Annotated in this window: 21 protein-coding genes and 1 pseudogene; 6 read left to right on the forward strand and 16 right to left on the reverse strand. The window is 66.7% G+C overall.

Going from position 1 to position 18,450, the window contains the following annotated elements; all coding sequences use genetic code 11:
• Positions 1 to 34 precede the first annotated feature (34 nt).
• Genes FHS94_RS08825 through FHS94_RS08840 form a run of 4 tightly spaced genes read left to right on the forward strand, consistent with a single transcriptional unit; the run spans position 35 to position 2,059 of the window.
• Complete coding sequence (locus tag FHS94_RS08825; RefSeq protein WP_184056893.1) at positions 35 to 487, forward strand: VOC family protein; 453 nt, start codon at positions 35 to 37, stop codon at positions 485 to 487.
• Between the two features lie 13 nt (positions 488 to 500).
• Positions 501 to 1,235: a hydroxyacylglutathione hydrolase gene (gene gloB / locus FHS94_RS08830; RefSeq protein WP_184056895.1), complete on the forward strand. Its 735-nt coding sequence runs from the start codon at positions 501 to 503 to the stop codon at positions 1,233 to 1,235.
• A gap of 30 nt (positions 1,236 to 1,265) precedes the next feature.
• Positions 1,266 to 1,697 (forward strand): hypothetical protein, encoded by a 432-nt coding sequence (locus tag FHS94_RS08835; protein ID WP_184056896.1) that lies wholly within the window; start codon positions 1,266 to 1,268, stop codon positions 1,695 to 1,697.
• Positions 1,694 to 2,059, forward strand: coding sequence for a hypothetical protein (locus FHS94_RS08840; protein ID WP_184056898.1), 366 nt, complete (start codon positions 1,694 to 1,696; stop codon positions 2,057 to 2,059). Before FHS94_RS08835 ends, FHS94_RS08840 begins: the two co-directional genes overlap by 4 nt.
• A gap of 27 nt (positions 2,060 to 2,086) precedes the next feature.
• Here the strand turns inward: FHS94_RS08840 and hslU are convergent, their stop codons facing one another.
• On the reverse strand, positions 2,087 to 3,379 hold the full coding sequence (hslU, locus tag FHS94_RS08845) for an ATP-dependent protease ATPase subunit HslU (protein ID WP_184056900.1): 1,293 nt from the start codon (positions 3,377 to 3,379) through the stop codon (positions 2,087 to 2,089).
• Positions 3,380 to 3,394: 15 nt separating this feature from the next.
• Positions 3,395 to 3,946, reverse strand: a complete 552-nt coding sequence (gene hslV, locus FHS94_RS08850) for an ATP-dependent protease subunit HslV (protein ID WP_184057296.1) — start codon at positions 3,944 to 3,946, stop codon at positions 3,395 to 3,397.
• A gap of 214 nt (positions 3,947 to 4,160) precedes the next feature.
• Between hslV and FHS94_RS08855 the strand changes: the two genes are divergently transcribed.
• The gene (locus FHS94_RS08855; protein ID WP_184056902.1) at positions 4,161 to 4,355 is read left to right on the forward strand and encodes a hypothetical protein; all 195 of its coding nucleotides are present in this window, start codon (positions 4,161 to 4,163) and stop codon (positions 4,353 to 4,355) included.
• A 171-nt stretch (positions 4,356 to 4,526) separates the two neighbouring features.
• Here FHS94_RS08855 and FHS94_RS08860 read toward each other — a convergent pair whose 3' ends face one another.
• Genes FHS94_RS08860 through FHS94_RS08895 form a run of 8 tightly spaced genes read right to left on the reverse strand, consistent with a single transcriptional unit; the run spans position 4,527 to position 13,240 of the window.
• A complete protein-coding gene (locus tag FHS94_RS08860) occupies positions 4,527 to 4,931 on the reverse strand; it encodes a 3TM-type holin (RefSeq protein WP_184056904.1) in 405 nt (134 codons plus the stop codon).
• 4 nt (positions 4,932 to 4,935) lie between these two features.
• Positions 4,936 to 5,475, reverse strand: a complete 540-nt coding sequence (locus FHS94_RS08865) for a glycoside hydrolase family 108 protein (RefSeq protein WP_184056906.1) — start codon at positions 5,473 to 5,475, stop codon at positions 4,936 to 4,938.
• A 57-nt stretch (positions 5,476 to 5,532) separates the two neighbouring features.
• Positions 5,533 to 7,959, reverse strand: coding sequence for a glycosyl hydrolase 115 family protein (locus FHS94_RS08870; RefSeq protein ID WP_184056908.1), 2,427 nt, complete (start codon positions 7,957 to 7,959; stop codon positions 5,533 to 5,535).
• 41 nt (positions 7,960 to 8,000) lie between these two features.
• Positions 8,001 to 9,065 carry a PepSY-associated TM helix domain-containing protein gene (locus tag FHS94_RS08875; RefSeq protein WP_184056910.1) on the reverse strand — a complete coding sequence of 355 codons (1,065 nt, stop codon included), beginning with the start codon at positions 9,063 to 9,065 and terminating at the stop codon, positions 8,001 to 8,003.
• Positions 9,062 to 9,745 (reverse strand): Fe2+-dependent dioxygenase, encoded by a 684-nt coding sequence (locus tag FHS94_RS08880; protein WP_184056912.1) that lies wholly within the window; start codon positions 9,743 to 9,745, stop codon positions 9,062 to 9,064. The genes FHS94_RS08875 and FHS94_RS08880 overlap by 4 nt, the downstream gene beginning before the upstream one ends.
• Positions 9,739 to 10,449 (reverse strand): tetratricopeptide repeat protein, encoded by a 711-nt coding sequence (locus FHS94_RS08885; protein WP_184056914.1) that lies wholly within the window; start codon positions 10,447 to 10,449, stop codon positions 9,739 to 9,741. The genes FHS94_RS08880 and FHS94_RS08885 overlap by 7 nt, the downstream gene beginning before the upstream one ends.
• A 7-nt stretch (positions 10,450 to 10,456) precedes the next feature.
• Positions 10,457 to 12,925, reverse strand: a complete 2,469-nt coding sequence (locus FHS94_RS08890) for a TonB-dependent receptor domain-containing protein (RefSeq protein WP_184056916.1) — start codon at positions 12,923 to 12,925, stop codon at positions 10,457 to 10,459.
• A gap of 54 nt (positions 12,926 to 12,979) precedes the next feature.
• Entirely contained in the window at positions 12,980 to 13,240 is a 261-nt protein-coding gene (locus FHS94_RS08895) for a ribbon-helix-helix domain-containing protein (protein ID WP_184056918.1), read from the reverse strand.
• Between the two features lie 90 nt (positions 13,241 to 13,330).
• Here FHS94_RS08895 and FHS94_RS08900 point away from each other — a divergent pair, with 90 nt between their 5' ends.
• Complete coding sequence (locus FHS94_RS08900) at positions 13,331 to 14,476, forward strand: acyltransferase family protein (RefSeq protein ID WP_184056920.1); 1,146 nt, start codon at positions 13,331 to 13,333, stop codon at positions 14,474 to 14,476.
• 18 nt (positions 14,477 to 14,494) lie between these two features.
• Here FHS94_RS08900 and FHS94_RS19915 read toward each other — a convergent pair.
• From FHS94_RS19915 to cobS, 6 genes and pseudogenes are all read right to left on the reverse strand, one after another.
• Positions 14,495 to 14,686: pseudogene (locus tag FHS94_RS19915) on the reverse strand (APH(3') family aminoglycoside O-phosphotransferase); the annotation flags it as partial.
• Entirely contained in the window at positions 14,664 to 14,867 is a 204-nt protein-coding gene (locus FHS94_RS08905) for a hypothetical protein (RefSeq protein ID WP_184056922.1), read from the reverse strand. The pseudogene FHS94_RS19915 and the gene FHS94_RS08905, both read right to left, overlap by 23 nt.
• Before the next feature lie 11 nt (positions 14,868 to 14,878).
• On the reverse strand, positions 14,879 to 16,708 hold the full coding sequence (gene cobT, locus FHS94_RS08910) for a cobaltochelatase subunit CobT (RefSeq protein ID WP_184056924.1): 1,830 nt from the start codon (positions 16,706 to 16,708) through the stop codon (positions 14,879 to 14,881).
• Positions 16,708 to 17,097, reverse strand: a complete 390-nt coding sequence (locus tag FHS94_RS08915; protein ID WP_184056926.1) for a PIN domain-containing protein — start codon at positions 17,095 to 17,097, stop codon at positions 16,708 to 16,710. The genes cobT and FHS94_RS08915 overlap by 1 nt, the downstream gene beginning before the upstream one ends.
• On the reverse strand, positions 17,094 to 17,375 hold the full coding sequence (locus FHS94_RS08920; RefSeq protein ID WP_184056928.1) for a type II toxin-antitoxin system Phd/YefM family antitoxin: 282 nt from the start codon (positions 17,373 to 17,375) through the stop codon (positions 17,094 to 17,096). Before FHS94_RS08920 ends, FHS94_RS08915 begins: the two co-directional genes overlap by 4 nt.
• A 58-nt stretch (positions 17,376 to 17,433) precedes the next feature.
• A complete protein-coding gene (cobS, locus tag FHS94_RS08925; RefSeq protein ID WP_184056930.1) occupies positions 17,434 to 18,438 on the reverse strand; it encodes a cobaltochelatase subunit CobS in 1,005 nt (334 codons plus the stop codon).
• Between the last annotated feature and the right edge of the window lie 12 nt (positions 18,439 to 18,450).

Below are 18,450 nucleotides of genomic sequence, written 5' to 3' on the forward strand. Positions count from 1 at the left end.
CCGCGCTTGGCAGGGAATCCGCCACGGAGTTCCCATGCGTTACCTTCACACCATGATCCGCGTCACCGATCCGGACGCCACCATCCGCTTCTTTAACCTGCTCGGCCTGTCCGAGGTGCGACGGATGGAGAACCAGGCCGGACGCTTCACCCTGATCTTCCTCGCCGCGCCAGAGGACATGGCAGGCCCCGGCGAACGCGCCCATGCCGAGGTGGAGCTCACCTATAATTGGCCGACCGACGGGCAGGAGGCGGAACGCTACACGGGCGGCCGCAACTTCGGCCACCTCGCCTACCGCGTCGACAACATCTACCAGACGTGCCAGCGGCTGATGGACGCCGGCGTCACGATCAACCGCCCCCCGCGCGACGGCAACATGGCCTTTGTCCGCACTCCCGACCTGATCTCCGTCGAGCTGCTTCAGGCCGGCGACCCGCTGCCCCCGGCGGAGCCGTGGTCCTCCATGCCCAACACCGGGGAATGGTAAGGTGGCAGAGGCCATGCCCAAGCCAGAGGTGGTGCGCGTTCCCATCCTCCAGGACAATTACGCCTGGCTGCTGTTCGACCCGGAAACGGAGGAGGCCGCGTGCGTCGACCCCGGTGACGCCGCACCCGTGCTCGCCGCGGCAAGGGAGCGCGGCTGGACGGTCGGCCAGGTCTGGCTGACCCACTGGCACGCCGACCATTCGGGCGGAGTGGCGGAGATGAAGGCGGCGGGCGCCACCATCATCGGCCCACGTACGGAGATCGACCGGATCAAGGGCCCGGTGGACACGCCCATCGACGAGGGCGACGTGGTCCGCCTCGCCAGCTGGACGGGAAAGGTCTGGCGCGTCCCCGGCCACACCCAAGGGCACCTCGCCTTTTGGTTCGAGGACGCTGGCCTGCTCTTCACCGGCGACACGCTGTTCGCCATGGGCTGCGGTCGCCTCTTCGAAGGCACGCCTGCGGACATGTGGGGCAATATGCAACGCTATGCCGAGCTTCCCGACCGCACGCTGGTCTATTGCGGCCACGAATATACCCAGTCCAACGGCCGCTTCGCCTTGTCGGAGGATCCGGACAACCAGTCGCTCGTCCACCGGATGCGCCATGTCGACGGCCAGCGCGCGCGGGGCGAGCCAACCGTGCCGACCACGATCGGTGAGGAAAAGCTGACCAACCCTTTCCTTCGCGCGGGCAGCGCGGAACAACTGGGGGCCTTGCGCGCTCGAAAGGACGCGTTCCAGGGCTGAACAACGACCTGTTTACGCCGGAGACTGTTGATGCGCCGTGCCGCCTTGCTGTTACCCGTGATAACAGGCGCGTTGCTAGCCGGCTGCGCCGCCTTGCCGGCCGACACCGCCCGCGCGCAACAGGCGCAACAGGCGACTGCCGACTCACTGCAACGCCGGCTGGCGGGCTTGACACCGGGCCCGCCACAGGCCTGCCTCCCGCTTAACATCCTGCCGTCCAGCGGCGTCCAGACAAAGGGCTATGGCTCGACCATCCTGTACGTGGTCGGCCGCGACCTGATCTACCGCAACGACACCACCGGCGGGTGTGAGCGGATCGCGCAAAGCGACATCCTGGTCACCCGGCAGCTTCAGGGGCGTGCCTGCCGCGGTGACATCGCCACCACCGTCGATCCCGCCTCACGCATGCAGACCGGCAGTTGCGCCTTTGGCGACTTCGTGCCGTATCGGAGGGCAAAATGATCGCACGCAGCCTTCTCGCGCTGGCCGCACTTGCCGCCCTGACGGGCGCAAAAGACGATCCATTGCGCGGCTATACACCGTCCGGCCCGGCCACCCGATGCGCGGCCGACAGTTCCGCCACGCCCGTGATCCTCGACGGTCATCGGATCGGGCTGCGCCGGGGGTCCAACCGGATGTGGGTGAGCGAGATCGCCAGCTGCCCCTCGCTCGACCCTTATTCCACGCTGGTCATTGAACGCTTCGGGGGCGGCCCGCTGTGCCGCAACGACCGGTTCCGGGTGCTGACGCCGGGGGTCACCATCCCCTCGCGCACCTGCTTCTTTTCTACCTTCACGCCCTATGATCGGGTGAAGCGGCGCTAGCGACCCCGCCAGCGCCGCCCGCCACGGTCAAAGCACGAAGCGGCTGAGGTCCGTGTTGCGCGCAATGCTGGCAAGCTGCTTGTCGACATAAGCGCCATCGACCACCAGCGATTCGCCGCTGCGGTCCTCGGCGTCGAAGCTCACTTCTTCCAGCAGCTTTTCCATCACCGTCTGCAGTCGCCGTGCGCCGATATTCTCGACCTGGCCGTTCACCTCCGCCGCGATGCGTGCGACGGCGGCGATGCCGTCCTCGGTAAAGCTCACCTCGACGCCCTCCGTCGCGATCAGCGCCTGGTACTGCGCGGGCAGCGACGCCTTGGTGTCGGACAGGATCGCGATGAAGTCCGCCTCGGTCAGCCCTTTCAGCTCGACCCGGATCGGCAGGCGCCCCTGCAATTCGGGCAGCAGGTCCGACGGCTTGGCAACGTGGAACGCGCCAGAAGCGATGAACAGGATATGGTCCGTCTTCATCGGGCCGTACTTGGTCGCAACTGTAGTGCCCTCGATCAGCGGCAGCAGGTCGCGCTGCACACCCTCGCGGCTCACCGACCCGCCCCGCACGTCGCTGACCGCGATCTTGTCGATCTCGTCCAGGAACACGATGCCGTTCGCTTCGGCATCGGCCAGCGCCGTGCGGGTCACGTCGTCCTGGTCCAGCCGCTTGTCGGCCTCCTCCTCGACCAGCTTGTCCCAGGCAGCCCGCACCGGCAGCTTGCGCCGCTTCAACTGTTGCCCGCCACCGAACTGCTTCATCATCTCGGACAGGTTGATCATCTGCGGCGCGCCCGGGATCTCGAACGCAGCGGTCGGTGCCTGCTCCACCTCGATCTCGATCTCGGTCGCGTCCAGGTGCCCGTCACTGAAGCGTTGCCGGAACGCTTCACGCGTCGCCTGGCTCGATCCCTTGCCCGTCAGAGCATCCAGCAGGCGGTCCATTGCCGCGGCTTCGGCCTTGTCCTTGACCGACAGGCGGCGGCGTTCCTTTTCCAGCCGGATTGCTTCCTCGACCAGATCTCGCGCGATCTGTTCGACGTCGCGGCCGACATAGCCCACCTCGGTGAACTTGGTCGCTTCCACCTTCACGAACGGCGCGTCGGCCAGCTTGGCGAGACGACGGCTGATCTCGGTCTTGCCGCACCCGGTGGGCCCGATCATCAGGATGTTCTTGGGCGTCACCTCGTCGCGCAGCTCGGGCGACAGCTTCTGGCGGCGCCAGCGATTGCGCAGCGCCACCGCCACCGCCCGTTTGGCGTCCCTTTGTCCGATGATGTGCGCGTCCAGCGCGGCGACGATCGCCTTGGGCGTCAGATTGTCGTTCATGATGTCCTGGAAATGTCAGTTGCTGCTGTCGAGCGTTTCGACGGTCAGCCGGTCGTTGGTGTAAACGCACACCTCCGCGGCAATCCCCATCGCCTTGCGGCAGATTGTCTCCGCATCGCCCTCATAGTCCACCAGCGCGCGCGCGGCGGCCAGGGCATAGTTGCCGCCCGACCCGATCGCCGCGATGCCGGCCTCCGGCTCCAGCACGTCGCCATTGCCGGTCAGGATCAGCGTCACGTCCTTGTCCGCGACGATCATCATTGCTTCCAGGTTGCGCAGATACTTGTCCGTGCGCCAGTCCTTCGCCAGCTCAACCGCCGCGCGCATCAGCCCGCCGGGGCTGCTGGCATGACGCTCCAGCTTGGCCTCCAGCCGCTCGAACAGCGTAAAGGCGTCGGCCGTCGCACCGGCGAAGCCGCCGATCACGCTGCCGTCACCCAGCCTTCGGACCTTTCGGGCATTCGGCTTCATCACCGTTTGCCCCATGGATACCTGCCCGTCGCCCGCGACCACGACCTTGCCGCCGCGTCGCACCGACAGGATCGTGGTGCCATGCCAGACCGGCATGGCGCTATCGTTCCCGCTCATGGCCGCCGATGTAGGAAGGACCCGGGCAGACACAATGACGCTGCCTCATCGCGCGACATCGTTCATCCAAACGGGTTCCGCGACACCGTGTTTTACCTAGGTGAAGTGAAGTGTAAGTTTTTGATCCAGTTCGTTGGGAGCCACAAACTCTGGGTGATATTTGCTTGGGTGGGAACTGAGGGGTACCTGGATCATGTTATCGCATTCCGACCACCGCTACTGGGCACAGCGGGCCGAAACAGAGCTCACCCGCGCTCGCAGCGCCAGCAACGAACCCGCCCGCCGCGCACACCATCAACTCGCGGCCATGTACCTGAATCTCGTCTATGGCGAGCAAGAGGGCGCCCGCATCGCGGAGAACACCCACATCCAGTCGACGCGAATTTAGCACTCCCTTTGGCGCGCCGCACTGGGGCTGGTCACGGTTCAGCGCCCGATTAGCTTTGCCGTTCCGTAGCGCGAACCGCAGACTGGCCACCATGCGCCTGCCCCGACGGCGCGTCCTGGCAGGGTCCAGCGCCCGGTCGCTGCGCCTTGCACGCCGTGACCCGCGCGGGCCCTAGCGCTCGGCACCGCGCGCCTTGCCCCAGCTGCGCGCCACCGTGTAGCCAAGATAGCCCGTTCCGAACAACGCATAGAGCGGCTCGGGCAGCGCGGCGAGATAGGCCGCCATCCCGCGTGCGATCGCCTGGGCCGCGCCTGGGTCTATCGCGGCCAGCAACCCGATCGGGATCGCCCACAACAACAGCGCGTACATCACGTACAGGAATGCAGGCCGCGCGCGCGCAACCCAGCGATCGTCCGACCGGACCTCGGCGAGCAGTGCCGCCAGGTCCGCCTGACCCCGCGCCGCGTCCTCATCGTCCAGCCGGTCCAGTGCCTGACGCACCGCGTCGCGCGCCGCCGGGTCGGCCGTCAGCCGATCAAGCAGGGGCGCGGTCGGGGTTGCTGATGCAGTGGCCATCTCCTTAACCGATCCGGTTCGCTAGCCAGCCGTATAGGAAGGCTTCATTGGCCGGCCGCGCCTCGGCCAGCGCAAGATACTTCTCGCCCTGCAACGCCTCCACCGCCTTCAACAGCACGCCTTCGCCGCTCCTCCCGCGCAGCGCGAGGAATGCCGACAGCGCCGCCGCCGTGCGCAGTCCCAGCCGTCCGTCGACCAGCAGGTCGGGATAGTCCCGGGCCCCGCGATTGAGCGCATTCAGCGCCCGTTGCAGAAAGCTCGCGGCCGCGACCGGACCCATGTTCACCCCCGTGTCGAACAGTTCGGCCGCCAGCGCAGGCGCCACCGCCGCGACCCCATCCAGCCCCGGCGCCGCCCAGTATCGCCGGCGATAGATCGCGGCCGCCTGCGCCCGCGACAGCCGCCGCATGTCGCCGCCATATCCTTCCGCACGGGCAACCGCTTCGGTGATGCCCCACCGCGTCGCCCCGCCCGCATCGGCCGCTTGATTGCTATACCCGCCCTCGCGGTCGATTACGTCGTTGATCAGCGAATCGATGTCCATGTCCGCACCCTCGTTGCCAAGGAGCATGAACCATATTGGTTCGCCTGTAGGACAGCATTATTTTTCGTTCGGCGTCACTGATACCGTCGTGAACACCACTGGCGAATCGACCAGCCAGATCGACAGCGTATGTACCCCGCGCGATACCGTCATCGGCGTCGTGCCCACACGCTGGTTGTCCGCAACCGCCTTGCCCCAGCTTTCCTCGGTTTCGCCCGCCAGCAGGTCTACCGTCGTCACTGGCCCGCCATCGACCGACACCGCATAACGGTGCTGCCCACGCCCCCGCACGTCGAGGCCGGGTGCCGTCTCGACCCGGATAGTGACCGCGCCGTCCTTCGCTGCCGTGAACCGGTATTCCAGCCGCGGGCTGTCCCCGCCGGGCTTCTCGACCGCCGCCGCCAGCGCAGGCGCCGCCACCAGTCCCGGCCCGTCGCGCCCCAGCCCCGGCACCACTCGCCACGCGATCCCACGTCCCGCGACCATGCGCGTCGGACGATCCGTCCGCATCTGGGGCGCGGGCTCCGCGGGCGCCGCGACCGGTCCATCGAGCGCCGGCAGCACATCCATCTCGGGCTGCTGCCAGCCGGTGTAGCTGATGTGCGTCTGCGCCATCATGCCCGTCCATTTGCCGCCCGCGGTGTCCACTTCGTATCGCCGCCGGATTTCACCGTCATTGGCGAACAATCGCCTTGCCTCCGCACCCCAGCGCGCCTTCTCGGCGCCCGTGCTCGACCGCGTGCGTGCAACCGCAGCGTGCAGCCGGTACAGGTTCGCCATCGCCTCGACTCGATGGAGCACGATCTCGTAATAGGCATCGCGTCGCTCCGCCGGCACAGCAGCGCCAATCCGCTGCGCGTCGCGCTCCAGCGCATCCCAGCGGCCGACCCGGTCGGCCCATTCCGGCGCCGTGAAGCTCGTCGCGTCGATCAGCTCAGGCTTCCGAAACGCCGCCAACCGGCCATAGCGGGTCAGCAGGTCCCCGATGGCCGCGCCCTGCCGTGGCCCGAACTGCTGCGCCGCCCATTCCGCCGGAAAGCGCTCCATCGCGCCCTGCGTCATCGCCGCAGGGTTCCAGGCCATCGCCAGAAAGAAACCGATCGGCATCTCCATCGGCTTCAGGTCGCCGACATTGACCACCCACAGCCGGTCAGCCCTTGCTTCCCGCGCCAGGTCCATCTGCTGCCAGACGCGGGCGATGTTGTTGGTATCGAGCCACTTGTAGTTGCGGGGACCCCCGACATAATCGAAGTGATAATAGATCCCGTACCCGCCCGCGCGCCGCGCGGCGGCCGGGTCGGGCAGGCGGCGCAGGTTGCCCCAGTTATCGTCTGAAAACAGCAGGGTGACATCATTGGGCACCCGCATGCCCTTGTCGTAGTAATCCTGAACCTCCTTGTAGAGCGCCCAGACCTGCGGAGTCGCTTCCGGTGGCTTGCCCGTCGTCTCGCCGATCATCCTGCGCTGGTCCGCGACGATCCGCTCCAGCAATTGCGTTGCCGTACCCTCCGTCATCGGTTCATCGCCGTCGCCGCGCATCCCGATCGTCACCAGCGTCTCGGCATTACCGCGCCGCTTCATGCCGTCTCGCCAGAAACGCCGCAGCGCCTCTGCGTTCCTGGTGTAATCCCACGGCCCCGTTCCGTGCCGCTTCCAGTCCGATTGCGCGCGGCCCATCGGCTCGTGGTGCGACGTGCCCAGGACCACGCCCATTTCATCAGCCAGCGGCGCGGCGGTCGGGTCATCTTCCCAGATCGACTTGCCCCACATGGCCGGCCACAGGAAGTTCGCCTTTTGCCGCAGCAGCAGCGTAAACACCTTTTCGTAGAACGCCCGGTTCACCCCGCCAAAGCGCGTCCGCGCCCAGGTGCCCAGCGCCGGTTCCTCGTCGTTGAGGAAGATGCCGCGATACTTCACGGCCGGATGGTCCGCGACGCGCCCGGCGGTCAGCCACAATCGGGCGTGCTTGTGCGGCGGCACATCGGCCCAATAGCCCCAGGGGCTGACCCCGATCTTGGTCGACAGGTCATACAGCCCGAATACCGTGCCGCGCCGGTCCGACCCCGCAATCACCAACGCCCGCGCGATTCCGGGCGCAGGGTTGTCGACCACCTGCTCGACATAGCCCTCCCACTGCCCCGCAAGGCCAGTCAGGTCGATCTTGCCGCTCTTCGCCAGCGCATCGATCATCGGTGTGCCGACCGTGCCCGCGATTACCGCGACCGGCGCCCTCGCAGGAAGGGCATTGGCCAGCGTCACCGCCTGCCCGCCTACCGTGGCCAGGTCGCCGCGCACATCAGCGGCTGCGCGCCGCACGGCGGGGGTCTCCCCGTCCGCGACCACCAGCGTAATGGCCTGCCCCGGCGCGATCAGGGCCAGCGCTCCCGCGCTCGCCCGCTCGCACGCGCTCACCGGCGCCGTACAGGCCCAGGCGGGATCGGCCGCCATCAGTGCCACCGCCGCCGCGATCAGCCTGCCCAACATCCTCGTCCCTCCAACCATTTAGGAGGGACGCTAGCGCTACCTCAAGCCTGTGTCGCCTGCCTGCGTGCCAGGTCCGCGCGCCAGGTCCGCGCCCGCACCCACATGATCACGCCCGTCACCGCCAGCAGCGCCGGCAATAGCCCGCCGACGAAGATGATGACCTGCCACAGCCAGCCCATGCCCGTGCCGTCATGGATGCGCCGCATCAGTCCGGTGATGCCGCGTCGCTGCTCGGTCTGCGCGACCACGGCCAGCGCGCCGGTATCGTCCGCGACCTTGACGCTGCGCTTGCCGGGGAGCTCCACCGACCAATCGGCGCTCTTGGTCGTGGGCCAGGTGATCTTGTTCCAGCCGCCGGCCCGCTGCGCCGCGCGATCGACGCCCAGCCCCGTCTGCCGCAGCGGCTCCGCCATCGGCGGCCGGCCCCGCGGCGCGCCCCCGCCGAACAGCGTGGGGAAGCTGATCCACGCGCCCGTCAGCGACAGCACGAACAGCGGCAACGCGATCCAGAAACCCGTCTGGTAGTGAAGGTTGGTGTCTGTGTTCCGATGCCGCTTCCAGCGCAGGCCCCGCGCCGCCTTGCCAACGATCGGCCACCACAGCCACAGCCCGGTGAAGCTCGACAACATCATCGCTATCCCGATCAGACCCACGATGGTCCGACCCCATCCAGGCACGAACAGGCTGCCATGCAGGACATGGAGAAAGCGGATCGGACCCGACCCATTGCTCGCCACACCCAGCACCCGCGCGGTCGGCGGGTCCAGATAGACGCTGGTCCGCTGCGGCGGCCCTCGCCGGGGCGCCGCACCGGGCTTCGCCGGTGGCGACGCGACCACCAGGACCGGCCCCGCCTCCAGCTTCGCGATCGACACGATACGATCCTCACGCCCCAGCGATACGCGCGCCGCCGCTTCATATGCCGCGGGGTTCAGCACCTGCTCCCCCGACACCGCGAAGCGCGACGGGTGGATCAATCGATCCAGCCCCTCGTCCCACACCAGCGCCGCACCCGATAGCGACAGGGGAATGATCAGGATCGCCAGCCCCAGCCCGATCCATTGGTGAACCTGGAACCAGGTCTTGCGCCATTGCTGTTTCGTCATGCGTCCGCCCATCGCCGCAAAAGATTGTGGTACACGCCTGTCAGCTGCACCGTCGTCGGGTCACCCTGCCCCTTGTCCGTCGCCACCGCCTGGGTCGCGCGATCAAGGTCGAACAAAATCCGTCGCGCGCCATCGTCGCGCACCATTGATTGTATCCAGAAGAACGACGCGACGCGCGTGCCTCGCGTCACTGGCTCTACACGATGCAGGCTGGATGCGGGATAAAGCACCATGTGCCCCGCGGGCAGCTTCACCCGCTGCTCCCCGAACACGTCCTCCACCACCAGCTCGCCACCGTCATAGCTGTCGGGCTCCGCCAGGAAGAGCGTCGCCGACAGGTCCGCGCGGATACGGAAGTCGCTGCCCCGCCGGATGCGAATCGCGTTGTCGACATGCGTCCCGAACGCCTGCCCGCCAGCATATCGGTTGAACAAAGGCGGGAACACCTTCAGCGGCAGCGCCGCCGCCACGAACAGGGCAGACCTCGCAAGCGCATCCAGCACCGCCCCGCCGGCCTCGCGCGCGGCCGCCGAGTCTTCGGGCAATTGCTCGTTCCGCTTGGCCAGCGCCGACTGCTCGCCCGATGTCGCGTTGCCGTCGATCCAGTCGGCCGCGTCGATCATCCCCCGCACCCGCGCCAGTGCCGCCGCGTCCAGCACATCGGGAATAGCGATCAGCATGCGGCCAACCCCCGGCTGCGCAGCGGCTCAGGCGCTCGCGCCAGCCATCCGCGCATCTGCTCGCGGAACCGGTCATGCCCCAGCTCCGCCGCCCGCCCGATCCAGCGCACCGCCCCGTCCACGTCGCCACCCGCGGCGAGCATCCGCGCGTGGTTGAAGCAACCGCGAAAGTCGCCACCCACTGCCGCACGCTCATAACAGTCACGCGCGCGCGCCATGTCGACCGGCCCCGCCCAGCCATCCTCGGCAAAGCTGCCGATAAAGTTCGCCGCCTTGGCAAAACCGAGCGCCGCCGCCTTCTCCAGCCAGCCAAGCGCCGCGGCCTTGTCCTCTGCCACGCCCTGCCCCAGCGCCAGCAGCGTCGCGTAATTGTACATCGATTCCGCCATCCCCCGCGCCGCCGCCACTCGATAGCATTCCGCCGCGCGCCCCTTGTCCACCGCCGTGCCCCAGCCCAGGTCATGGCAGCGCCCGACCATGTTCAGCGCCATCAGGTCGCCGCCCTTGGCGCTCGCCATGAACCAACGCAGCGCCCCCGCCTCGTCCTTCGGAACGCCGTTTCCGTCCAGCAGCAACTGGCCATAGGCCGCCTGCGCCGCTGCGCTGCCGCCCTCAGCCAGCTCGCGCAGGAACGCCGCCCGCTCGCCCGGTGAACCGGACAGGCGGGCGGCAACCTCCTCCCTCGACAGCGTGGCAGCTTCCATGCTCGGGTCAGTACCTCAGGCTCAGCGTTCCGAACACCGTCCGCCCCGTCGCGACCGAGGCATAGTGGTTGCCATAGACCTGGTTGAAGTAGGTCTTGTTGGTCACGTTCTGCGCGTTGACGCTGACCTCGACCGCATGGGTGATCGCATAGCTCGCGCGCAGGTCGAACCGCCAGTAATCGGGGATGGAGCGGTAGAGCACCTTGGTCGCCGGGTTTACCGTCACCACGCCCGCCGCGTTCTGCGTCGCGCTGCGATTATCGGCATAGCCGCCATATTGCCGGCCCATGTAGATCGCCGTGCCGCCGACCTGGAAACCCTTGAACAGCTCCACATTGGTGGTCGCGGTGAAGCTGTGCTTGGCCGTCTGGGGCATCTGCTTGCCAGTGTTGACCGACGGCACAGCCACGGTTTTCGTCCCCTGCGCGCCGACCGCCGCTGCGGTCAGCACGGTGTAGCCGCCGTCCAGGATCTTGGGCTCCAGGTAGGTGTAGCCGCCGAAGACCGTCCAGCCGGGCAGCACCGTGCCGCTCGCCGACAGTTCGACCCCGCGGATACGACTGCGACCAACGAACTCGATCGTCCCGGCGTCGCTCGTCACGCGGGCATTGTCGATGTCGGTCTGGAACGCCGCGGCCTGAAGTTGCAGGCGATCGCCCACCAAAGACGCTTTGGCCCCAACCTCATAGCTCTTGGTCTTGGTCGGGCGCAGATTGTCCAGGATCTGCAGGTTCGCATCCGTGATCGTGGTCGGCAGCGCGTTGGTCTCCTGCCCTTCGCCCAACAGGCTGTTGGGTGGCGTCGCGGCTGTCGCATAGCTTGCATACAGGCTGGTTTGCGCCGTTGGCTTGAACACCAGCCCTGCCTGCCAGTTGAACAGCTTATCCGTGCGGGCCAGGCGGATCTGCTGCGCGCCCGCCGCGACCGGCGGCCGCAGCACCGACTTGAACCGATCATATCGCGCGCCAAGGTTCAGGATCAGTGCCGGGGTGATCGTGATCGAATCGAACCCGTACACCGCCTGCGTGGTGCCATCCTGCTGCGTTTCCGTGTTGGCCGCGCCCTTCACGATCGGGGTCGGCGTGGTGGACGTATCCGACGCGTAGTTGACCCAGGGGTCGTATGGGTTCGGGTTGAACAGGCTGGTGCAGTAAAAGCGCGCGACCGTCGCCGCGTTGCACCGCGGGCTGACCGTTGATCCGCTCGCGGACATAAAGGCCCCGCGCCGTGCCTGCTCCCAGGCGAACTCGGTCCCGATCGCAATCGAATGCTCGACCGAACCCGTCCTGAACGTCCCGAACAGGTCGGTCTGGTCGATGATGCTCTCGGTAAAGCCATAGCGCGTGTTCCCGCGCCGCCAGACATAGCCGCCCGCCGCACCCAGGTTCGGGCCCGGCGCCGCACCTGGCGTGCCGAACACGTTGCCTTGGCTGTCGTCGGGCAGCAGAAAGATGTACGACTGGTCCGTCCGGTTGAAACGCGCCGTGTTGCGCAGCGTCAGCTTGCCGAAGTCATGCTCGACCCGCAGCATCGCCTGGTTCGTCGTCGCATCGCGGAAGTCACGATCGGCGAGGCCGTAAAAGGTCGATCGGTCGACATAGCCGGTCTGCCCGCCCGCCGTGGTCACTCGCCCGATCGCCGGCTCCGTTACGATCCGGCCCGTGCCCGGCGCATTGCCGACCGTGAACAGGAAGGGAATGCCGCTGTCGGGCAGTTGATGGCTTTCGAGGTAATAGTAGCTGGCCGTCAACCGCGTCGGCGTACCGAGCCCAATCGTCACCGACGGCGCAAAGCCCCAGCGCTTGGCATAGATGGCGTCGCGCTTGGCAAAGTCCTGGTCGTGCCACACGCCCGCGATCCGGACGGCGACGGTATCCGCCAGCTTTGCGTTTAGGTCCGCGGTGACGCGTTTGTAATCCGCCTCGCCATAGCTGCCGCTCACCCGCGCAAAAGTGTCGAGCTGGGGCAGCTTTGAGATGATGTTGATGGTGCCGCCCGCTGCGCCCCGCCCGCCCAGCGTCGAATCCGACCCGCGCACGATCTGAACGGAATCGGTCGCGAACACCTCCCGCGTCTGGCTCCCCAGGTCGCGCACGCCATCGACATAGATCGCGCCCTGCGTGTCGAAGCCGCGGATAAAGGGCCGGTCGCCGATCGGATTGCCACCCTCCGCCGCACCAAAGGTGATGCCCGGCACCGTGCGCAGCGCGTCCTCCAGACTGTTCGACCCGGTCTGCTCGATGACCTGCGACGACAGCACCACCACCGATCGCGGCGTATCGACCAGCGGCGCGACCTGCTTTGCCTCCCGGTGCGGCGCTGCACGCTGGCCGCTCACCACCACGTCCGCGCGCTGATCGTCGTCGGCGCTCGCATCCAAGGGGGCCGGAGTCACACGATCTTCGGCTAGCGCGGGCGCTGTCGCGAACGCGCCAACGCAGCTTAGCGCCAGAAACGAGACAGCTTGGTTCGACACTTGGACCCCCCTTGGTTGGAGGATCGCTATTGCGATGCGTTCGCAGAGTCAACGCTATTGCGAGTGGTTCTCATTTCGGTCGCGGAATGTCCAGCTTCGCAGCACACTGGCCAGGTTGGGGGGATCGATCTGTGCCACGCGCGTCGCGTCGATCGCTGCGACCAGGGCGCTCAGCGGCAACCCGCGCGACCGTGCCGCGTCTTCCAGGGCAGACCAGAAGATCGGCTCAAGGCTGATGGAGGTTTGATGCCCGGCAATGGTGACCGATCGTTTGACCGGCCCGACAAAACCGCCATCCGGAGGAGCAATGCGCATCCTCCCTCCTATCCCGCCCCGATGCCCTGGTCATCCGAAGACCCGCAAGTCGTGATTGTCTTGGGATGTGAGAACGTTCACAAACGTGTCATGAGCGATCAAGCCGCAACCTCCACCGACGCGACCGCCCCTGGCAAAAGCCATTATGTGATCCTGGACGGGCTGCGAGGTGTCGCATCCTTGACGGTGGTCGTGTTCCACCTGTTCGAAGCCTACGCCAACAACGATCCGCAGCAGCAGATCATCAATCATGGCTACCTGGCGGTGGACTTCTTCTTCCTGCTTTCGGGCTTTGTCGTCGCCTACGCCTATGACGATCGCTGGGGTCGCATGACCCTGGGGGGCTTCTTCACGCGCCGCTTAGTGCGTCTTCAGCCCATGGTGATCATGGGCAGTTTGATCGGCGCCGCGCTGTTCGCGTTTCAGGGCTTCTCGATCTTTCCCAACCATGGTTCGGCATCGTTCTGGACCGTGATTGCGGTGATGCTGCTCGGCTGCGTCATGATCCCGCTGCCCAAGAGCGCCGACATACGTGGCTGGACGGAGATCTATCCCCTGAACGGTCCCGCCTGGTCGTTGTTCTACGAATACATCGCCAACGCGCTGTACGCGCTTGGCCTGCGCCGCTTGTCCAATCGCGCGCTCGCCGCGCTGGTCGCGATCGCTGCCTGCGCCACCTTGTACCTCGCGGTGGCTGGGCCGCGTGGCGACCTGATCGGCGGCTGGGCCCTGGACGCGGCGGGCATCCAGATCGGCCTTACCCGCGTCATGTTCCCATTCTTCGCCGGGATCCTCCTCATGCGCCTTGGCGGCTTGATCCGGGTTCGTCACGCCTTTGCGGTCAGCAGCCTGTTGCTGGTCGTGGCACTCGCCCTGCCGCGCTTCGGCGGCAAGGAGCATCTGTGGATCAACGGCCTGTACGACGCAGCCGCCGTGATCTTCCTGTTTCCGCTGATCGTGGCGATCGGCGCCGGCGACAAGAGCGCCGACGGCGTGTCGGTACGGATCGCCCGCTTCTTCGGCGACCTGTCATACCCGCTCTACATCACCCATTACCCGCTGATCTATATCTACACCGGCTGGGTGGTGGACCGCAAAGTCCCCGGAGCACAGGGGGCGCTTTTGGGCGCCGTCGTCCTCGCTGCCGCTGTCGCGCTCGCCTATGCGTGCCTCAAGCTCTTCGACGAACCTGTCCGGCGCTGGCTGGCGGCTCGGCTGCTGGCCAAGCGCGGCTGATCGAGCCTCGGGGCGCGATCAGAACATTTCGTCTAGCATGAGGTGGAAGTGGGGCTTGCGCCCATCAGGCTCCGCAATTCCGTACTGCTGAGACAATCTGGCCTGCAGCCTTTCGCCAACCTCGGTCGGGCAGTTCCACAGAATCGTCAGGTCCTGACAGCAGGCCGCAATCCCGGCCTGCCCCACATCAGTGCATCCGACCACCTCGCCCCGCGATCAACAGGTCAGGGACGCCCGGCCTGCCGTGCAGCCGGCACACGGGCCCGCCGAAATCGCTCCCCGCGCTGCGCACCCACTGGTGGCCGGCAATGTTGTCGACCATGCTGGCGGGCACAGCCGGTTCTGCACACGGCTGTTCGCCATCGCCCTCCGTCACAGGCCCGTCACGCACAGCGCGCGCCCTCAGTCGGTGTCGAACAACGCCGCCAGTTGCTCGATGATCGTGCCGCCCAGTTGCTCGGCATCCATGATCGTCACCGCTCGGGAGTAATAGCGGGTCACGTCATGCCCGATGCCGATCGCGACCAGCTCGACCGGCGATCGCCCTTCGATCCAGCCGATCACCTGACGCAAGTGCCGCTCCAGATAGCTTCCCGAGTTCACGCTCAGCGTCGAATCGTCCACCGGCGCACCGTCGGAGATCACCATCAGTATGCGCCGCTCCTCGGGCCGCGCCATCAGGCGGCTGTGCGCCCACAACAGCGCCTCGCCGTCGATATTCTCCTTCAGCAGCCCTTCGCGCATCATCAGGCCAAGCGCGTTGCGCGCCCGCCGCCACGGCTCGTCCGCCTTTTTGTAGACGATGTGCCGCAGGTCGTTGAGGCGCCCCGGCTGGGGCGGCCGCCCCGCGGCAAGCCACGTTTCACGCGACTGCCCGCCCTTCCACGCGCGGGTCGTGAAGCCCAGGATCTCCGTCTTTACCCCGCACCGCTCCAGCGTGCGCGCGAGGATGTCGGCGCTGATCGCGGCGATGGAGATCGGCCGCCCGCGCATGGAGCCCGAATTGTCGATCAACAGCGTTACGACCGTGTCGCGGAACTCGGTATCGCGCTCGACCTTGTACGACAGCGACTGACCCGGAGATACGACCACGCGGGCCAGCCGCGCCGCGTCCAGCAGCCCTTCTTCCTGGTCAAAGTCCCAGGACCGGTTCTGTTGCGCCATCAGTCGCCGCTGCAATCGGTTGGCGAGCTTCGACACCGCCGATTGCAGGTGCACCAGCTGCTGGTCCAGATAGCCGCGCAGTCGCGCCAACTCATCCGCATCGGTCAGCTCGTCGGCGGCGATCACCTCGTCAAACTGGTTGGTCCATGCCTTGTAGTCGAACTGCGGCGCCAGGTCGTGGCTCGGCCGGTTGGGGCGGACCGGCTGCGCGCCCTCGTCGCCGTCGTCACCCGGCTCGCCCTCCATCTCGTCAACGCCATCGTCGCTGGCCTGTTGTTCCTCGCCCTCGCCCTCGTCGCTGTCGGATTGCTGTTGTTCGCCGCGCTGCTCGACCTCGCCCTGGCCCTCACCGCCCTGCTCGTCGCCTTCCTCGGTCTCGCTTTCTTCCGAGGAGTTCTCAGCCGAGTCCTCCTCGCCGCCTTCGTCCGCGTCGCTCGGCTCGATCTCGCCCTCGACCAGTTCCAGGTCGGCAAGCATCTTCATCGCCAGCCCCTGGAACGCGCGCTGGTCATCCAGCGCCAGCGCCAGACTGGCAAGGTCGGTGCGGCCCGCAATCCATTCACGCGTCAGGGCCAGCGCGGGCTGCGCTGCGGCCGGGGCTTCCTGCCCGGTCAGCGCCTCGCGCACCAACAGCGCCAGCGCGGTCGACAGCGGCACTTCCTCACGCGATCGGGCGCGGGTGATCGGGTCGGACCGCAGCCGCACGTCCAGCGCATGGGTCAGGTTGTCGGAAATGCCCTGATAGCCGCGGCTGCCCAGTGCCTCGACCCGCGCGCCCTCCACCGCATCGAACACCGACCGCGCCACCGCCTCGTCGGGCGCGCCGCGTGCATGAAGCCCGGCGTCGTGATGGCGCAGCCGCAGGGCGAAGCCATCGGCAAAGCCGCGCGCTTCCGCCACCTGTTCCAGCGGCAGCCCGCGCGCGGGCATCGGCACCTTGAAGTGCTTGCCCGACTGGGTTGGCGCATCCGCGGTGAACGCCAATTCCACCTCCGCCTCGTCGGCCAGCGCGCGCGCGGTGCCGGCGAGAACGGCCTTGAACCGATCGAGGGGAGTTTCCGTGGCCATTACCAAAGCACCTTGCAGCCTAAACCCGCGAACTCGGGGTCGCGGGTCACCACGACCAGACCCTCGCACCGCGCCTGGCCAGCGATCAGCCGGTCAAACGGGTCACGATGCGGGCTGTCCAGATACGCCGCTTCCAGGGCGTGTTGATCGGACACGTTGATCAGGTCGAACCCGTTGTCTGCCATCAAGCCGGAATATTCGGCGCGAAAGGCAGGCAGTTCCGGAAGGCGGCCAGCGTGAGACTTGATTGCAATCTCCCATATGCTCGCCACACTGACACAGATGCGCTCGGCTCCTTCCCCGATCAGTCGCCGGGCCGCTGCGCCAAGCTTGGGACTGTCCACCCACCACCAGAGCGCTGCGTGCGTGTCGAGCAAATAGCCTGTCACAATCCGTGCTTCTCCAGCCGCTTGCCTTCCCACATCTCGAGCTCGTCATCCGGTAAGGGATCGAACCAGACCGAATCGGGTATTTCGCCCAGCACCGTCAGGCCACCCGGCGTTCGCTTGCGCTTGGCCACGGGCTCGATTGGCACCAGCTTGGCATAGGGCACGCCTGCCTTCGCCACGATGATCTCTTCCCCCGCATGGGCGCGGTCGACCAAGCGCGAAAACTGAGTTTTCGCTTCATGCACGTTGAACGTCTTTTGCGGGTCGGCCTCGGCCATCGCTCGCCTCCTCGTGTGGACTAAGTGGCTTAGTCCACCCCGATCTTCAAGCCCGCGCCTACGCCTTGCTGGCAACGCTCTCGGGCAGGTCCTTGCCGAACACGCGCTGATAATATTCCGCCACCAGCGGCCGCTCCGCTTCGTCGCACTTGTTCAGGAACGACAGGCGGAACGCAAAGCCGACATCGCCGAAGATCAGCGTGTTCTGCGCCCAGGTGATCACCGTGCGCGGGCTCATGACGGTGGAGATGTCGCCGTTGATGAAGCCCTTGCGCGTCAGGTCGGCGACCCGAACCATGTTTTCCACCTGCTTCTTGCCGTCGGGCTTGTCATATTCGCCCGACTTGGCGAGCACGATCTGCGCCTCGGTCGCGGCAGGCAGGTAGTTCAGTGTCACCACGATATTCCAGCGGTCCATCTGGCCCTGGTTGATCTGCTGCGTGCCATGATACAGCCCGCTGGTATCGCCCAGGCCGACCGTGTTGGCCGTCGCGAACAGCCGGAAATACGGGTTCGGGCGGATCACGCGATTCTGGTCAAGCAGGGTCAGCTTGCCCTCCGTTTCCAGCACGCGCTGGATCACGAACATGACGTCCGGGCGGCCTGCGTCATATTCATCAAAGACGAGCGCGGTCGGTGTCTGCAGCGCCCAGGGGAGCAGCCCTTCGCGGAACTCGGTCACCTGCTGCCCGTCCCGCAGCACGATCGCATCGCGCCCGACCAGGTCGATGCGGCTGATATGCGCGTCCAGGTTGATGCGGATGCACGGCCATTTCAGCCGCGCCGCGACCTGTTCGATATGTGTCGACTTGCCGGTGCCGTGATAGCCTTGCACCATCACGCGGCGGTTGTGGGCAAAGCCCGCCAGTACCGCCAGCGTCGTGTCCGGGTCGAACACATAAGCGGGGTCGCTGTCGGGCACCCTCTCGTCCGCCTCGCTGAACGCGGGCACTTCCATGTCGATGTCGATGCCGAACACATCGCGCACGGACACGGTCTTGTCGGGAGCGGCGAGCAGAGTCGTCTCGCGGCTGTCGGGCTGGCTATTGGACAGGTCGGTCATGGTTCGCTTTCG

This window comes from Sphingomonas aerophila (assembly GCF_014199305.1).
GTDB lineage: Bacteria > Pseudomonadota > Alphaproteobacteria > Sphingomonadales > Sphingomonadaceae > Sphingomonas > Sphingomonas aerophila.

What these genes read in the sequence shown, in the direction of transcription:
- FHS94_RS08825 (WP_184056893.1), top strand. Translation starts at nt 35, where the DNA reads ATGCGTTACCTTCACACCATGATCCGCGTCACCGATCCGGACGCCACC.
- gloB (WP_184056895.1), top strand. Translation starts at nt 501, where the DNA reads ATGCCCAAGCCAGAGGTGGTGCGCGTTCCCATCCTCCAGGACAATTAC.
- FHS94_RS08835 (WP_184056896.1), top strand. Translation starts at nt 1,266, where the DNA reads ATGCGCCGTGCCGCCTTGCTGTTACCCGTGATAACAGGCGCGTTGCTA.
- FHS94_RS08840 (WP_184056898.1), top strand. Translation starts at nt 1,694, where the DNA reads ATGATCGCACGCAGCCTTCTCGCGCTGGCCGCACTTGCCGCCCTGACG.
- hslU (WP_184056900.1), bottom strand. Translation starts at nt 3,379, where the DNA reads ATGAACGACAATCTGACGCCCAAGGCGATCGTCGCCGCGCTGGACGCG.
- hslV (WP_184057296.1), bottom strand. Translation starts at nt 3,946, where the DNA reads ATGCCGGTCTGGCATGGCACCACGATCCTGTCGGTGCGACGCGGCGGC.
- FHS94_RS08855 (WP_184056902.1), top strand. Translation starts at nt 4,161, where the DNA reads ATGTTATCGCATTCCGACCACCGCTACTGGGCACAGCGGGCCGAAACA.
- FHS94_RS08860 (WP_184056904.1), bottom strand. Translation starts at nt 4,931, where the DNA reads ATGGCCACTGCATCAGCAACCCCGACCGCGCCCCTGCTTGATCGGCTG.
- FHS94_RS08865 (WP_184056906.1), bottom strand. Translation starts at nt 5,475, where the DNA reads ATGGACATCGATTCGCTGATCAACGACGTAATCGACCGCGAGGGCGGG.
- FHS94_RS08870 (WP_184056908.1), bottom strand. Translation starts at nt 7,959, where the DNA reads ATGTTGGGCAGGCTGATCGCGGCGGCGGTGGCACTGATGGCGGCCGAT.
- FHS94_RS08875 (WP_184056910.1), bottom strand. Translation starts at nt 9,065, where the DNA reads ATGACGAAACAGCAATGGCGCAAGACCTGGTTCCAGGTTCACCAATGG.
- FHS94_RS08880 (WP_184056912.1), bottom strand. Translation starts at nt 9,745, where the DNA reads ATGCTGATCGCTATTCCCGATGTGCTGGACGCGGCGGCACTGGCGCGG.
- FHS94_RS08885 (WP_184056914.1), bottom strand. Translation starts at nt 10,449, where the DNA reads ATGGAAGCTGCCACGCTGTCGAGGGAGGAGGTTGCCGCCCGCCTGTCC.
- FHS94_RS08895 (WP_184056918.1), bottom strand. Translation starts at nt 13,240, where the DNA reads ATGCGCATTGCTCCTCCGGATGGCGGTTTTGTCGGGCCGGTCAAACGA.
- FHS94_RS08900 (WP_184056920.1), top strand. Translation starts at nt 13,331, where the DNA reads ATGAGCGATCAAGCCGCAACCTCCACCGACGCGACCGCCCCTGGCAAA.
- cobT (WP_184056924.1), bottom strand. Translation starts at nt 16,708, where the DNA reads ATGGCCACGGAAACTCCCCTCGATCGGTTCAAGGCCGTTCTCGCCGGC.
- FHS94_RS08920 (WP_184056928.1), bottom strand. Translation starts at nt 17,375, where the DNA reads ATGGCCGAGGCCGACCCGCAAAAGACGTTCAACGTGCATGAAGCGAAA.
- cobS (WP_184056930.1), bottom strand. Translation starts at nt 18,438, where the DNA reads ATGACCGACCTGTCCAATAGCCAGCCCGACAGCCGCGAGACGACTCTG.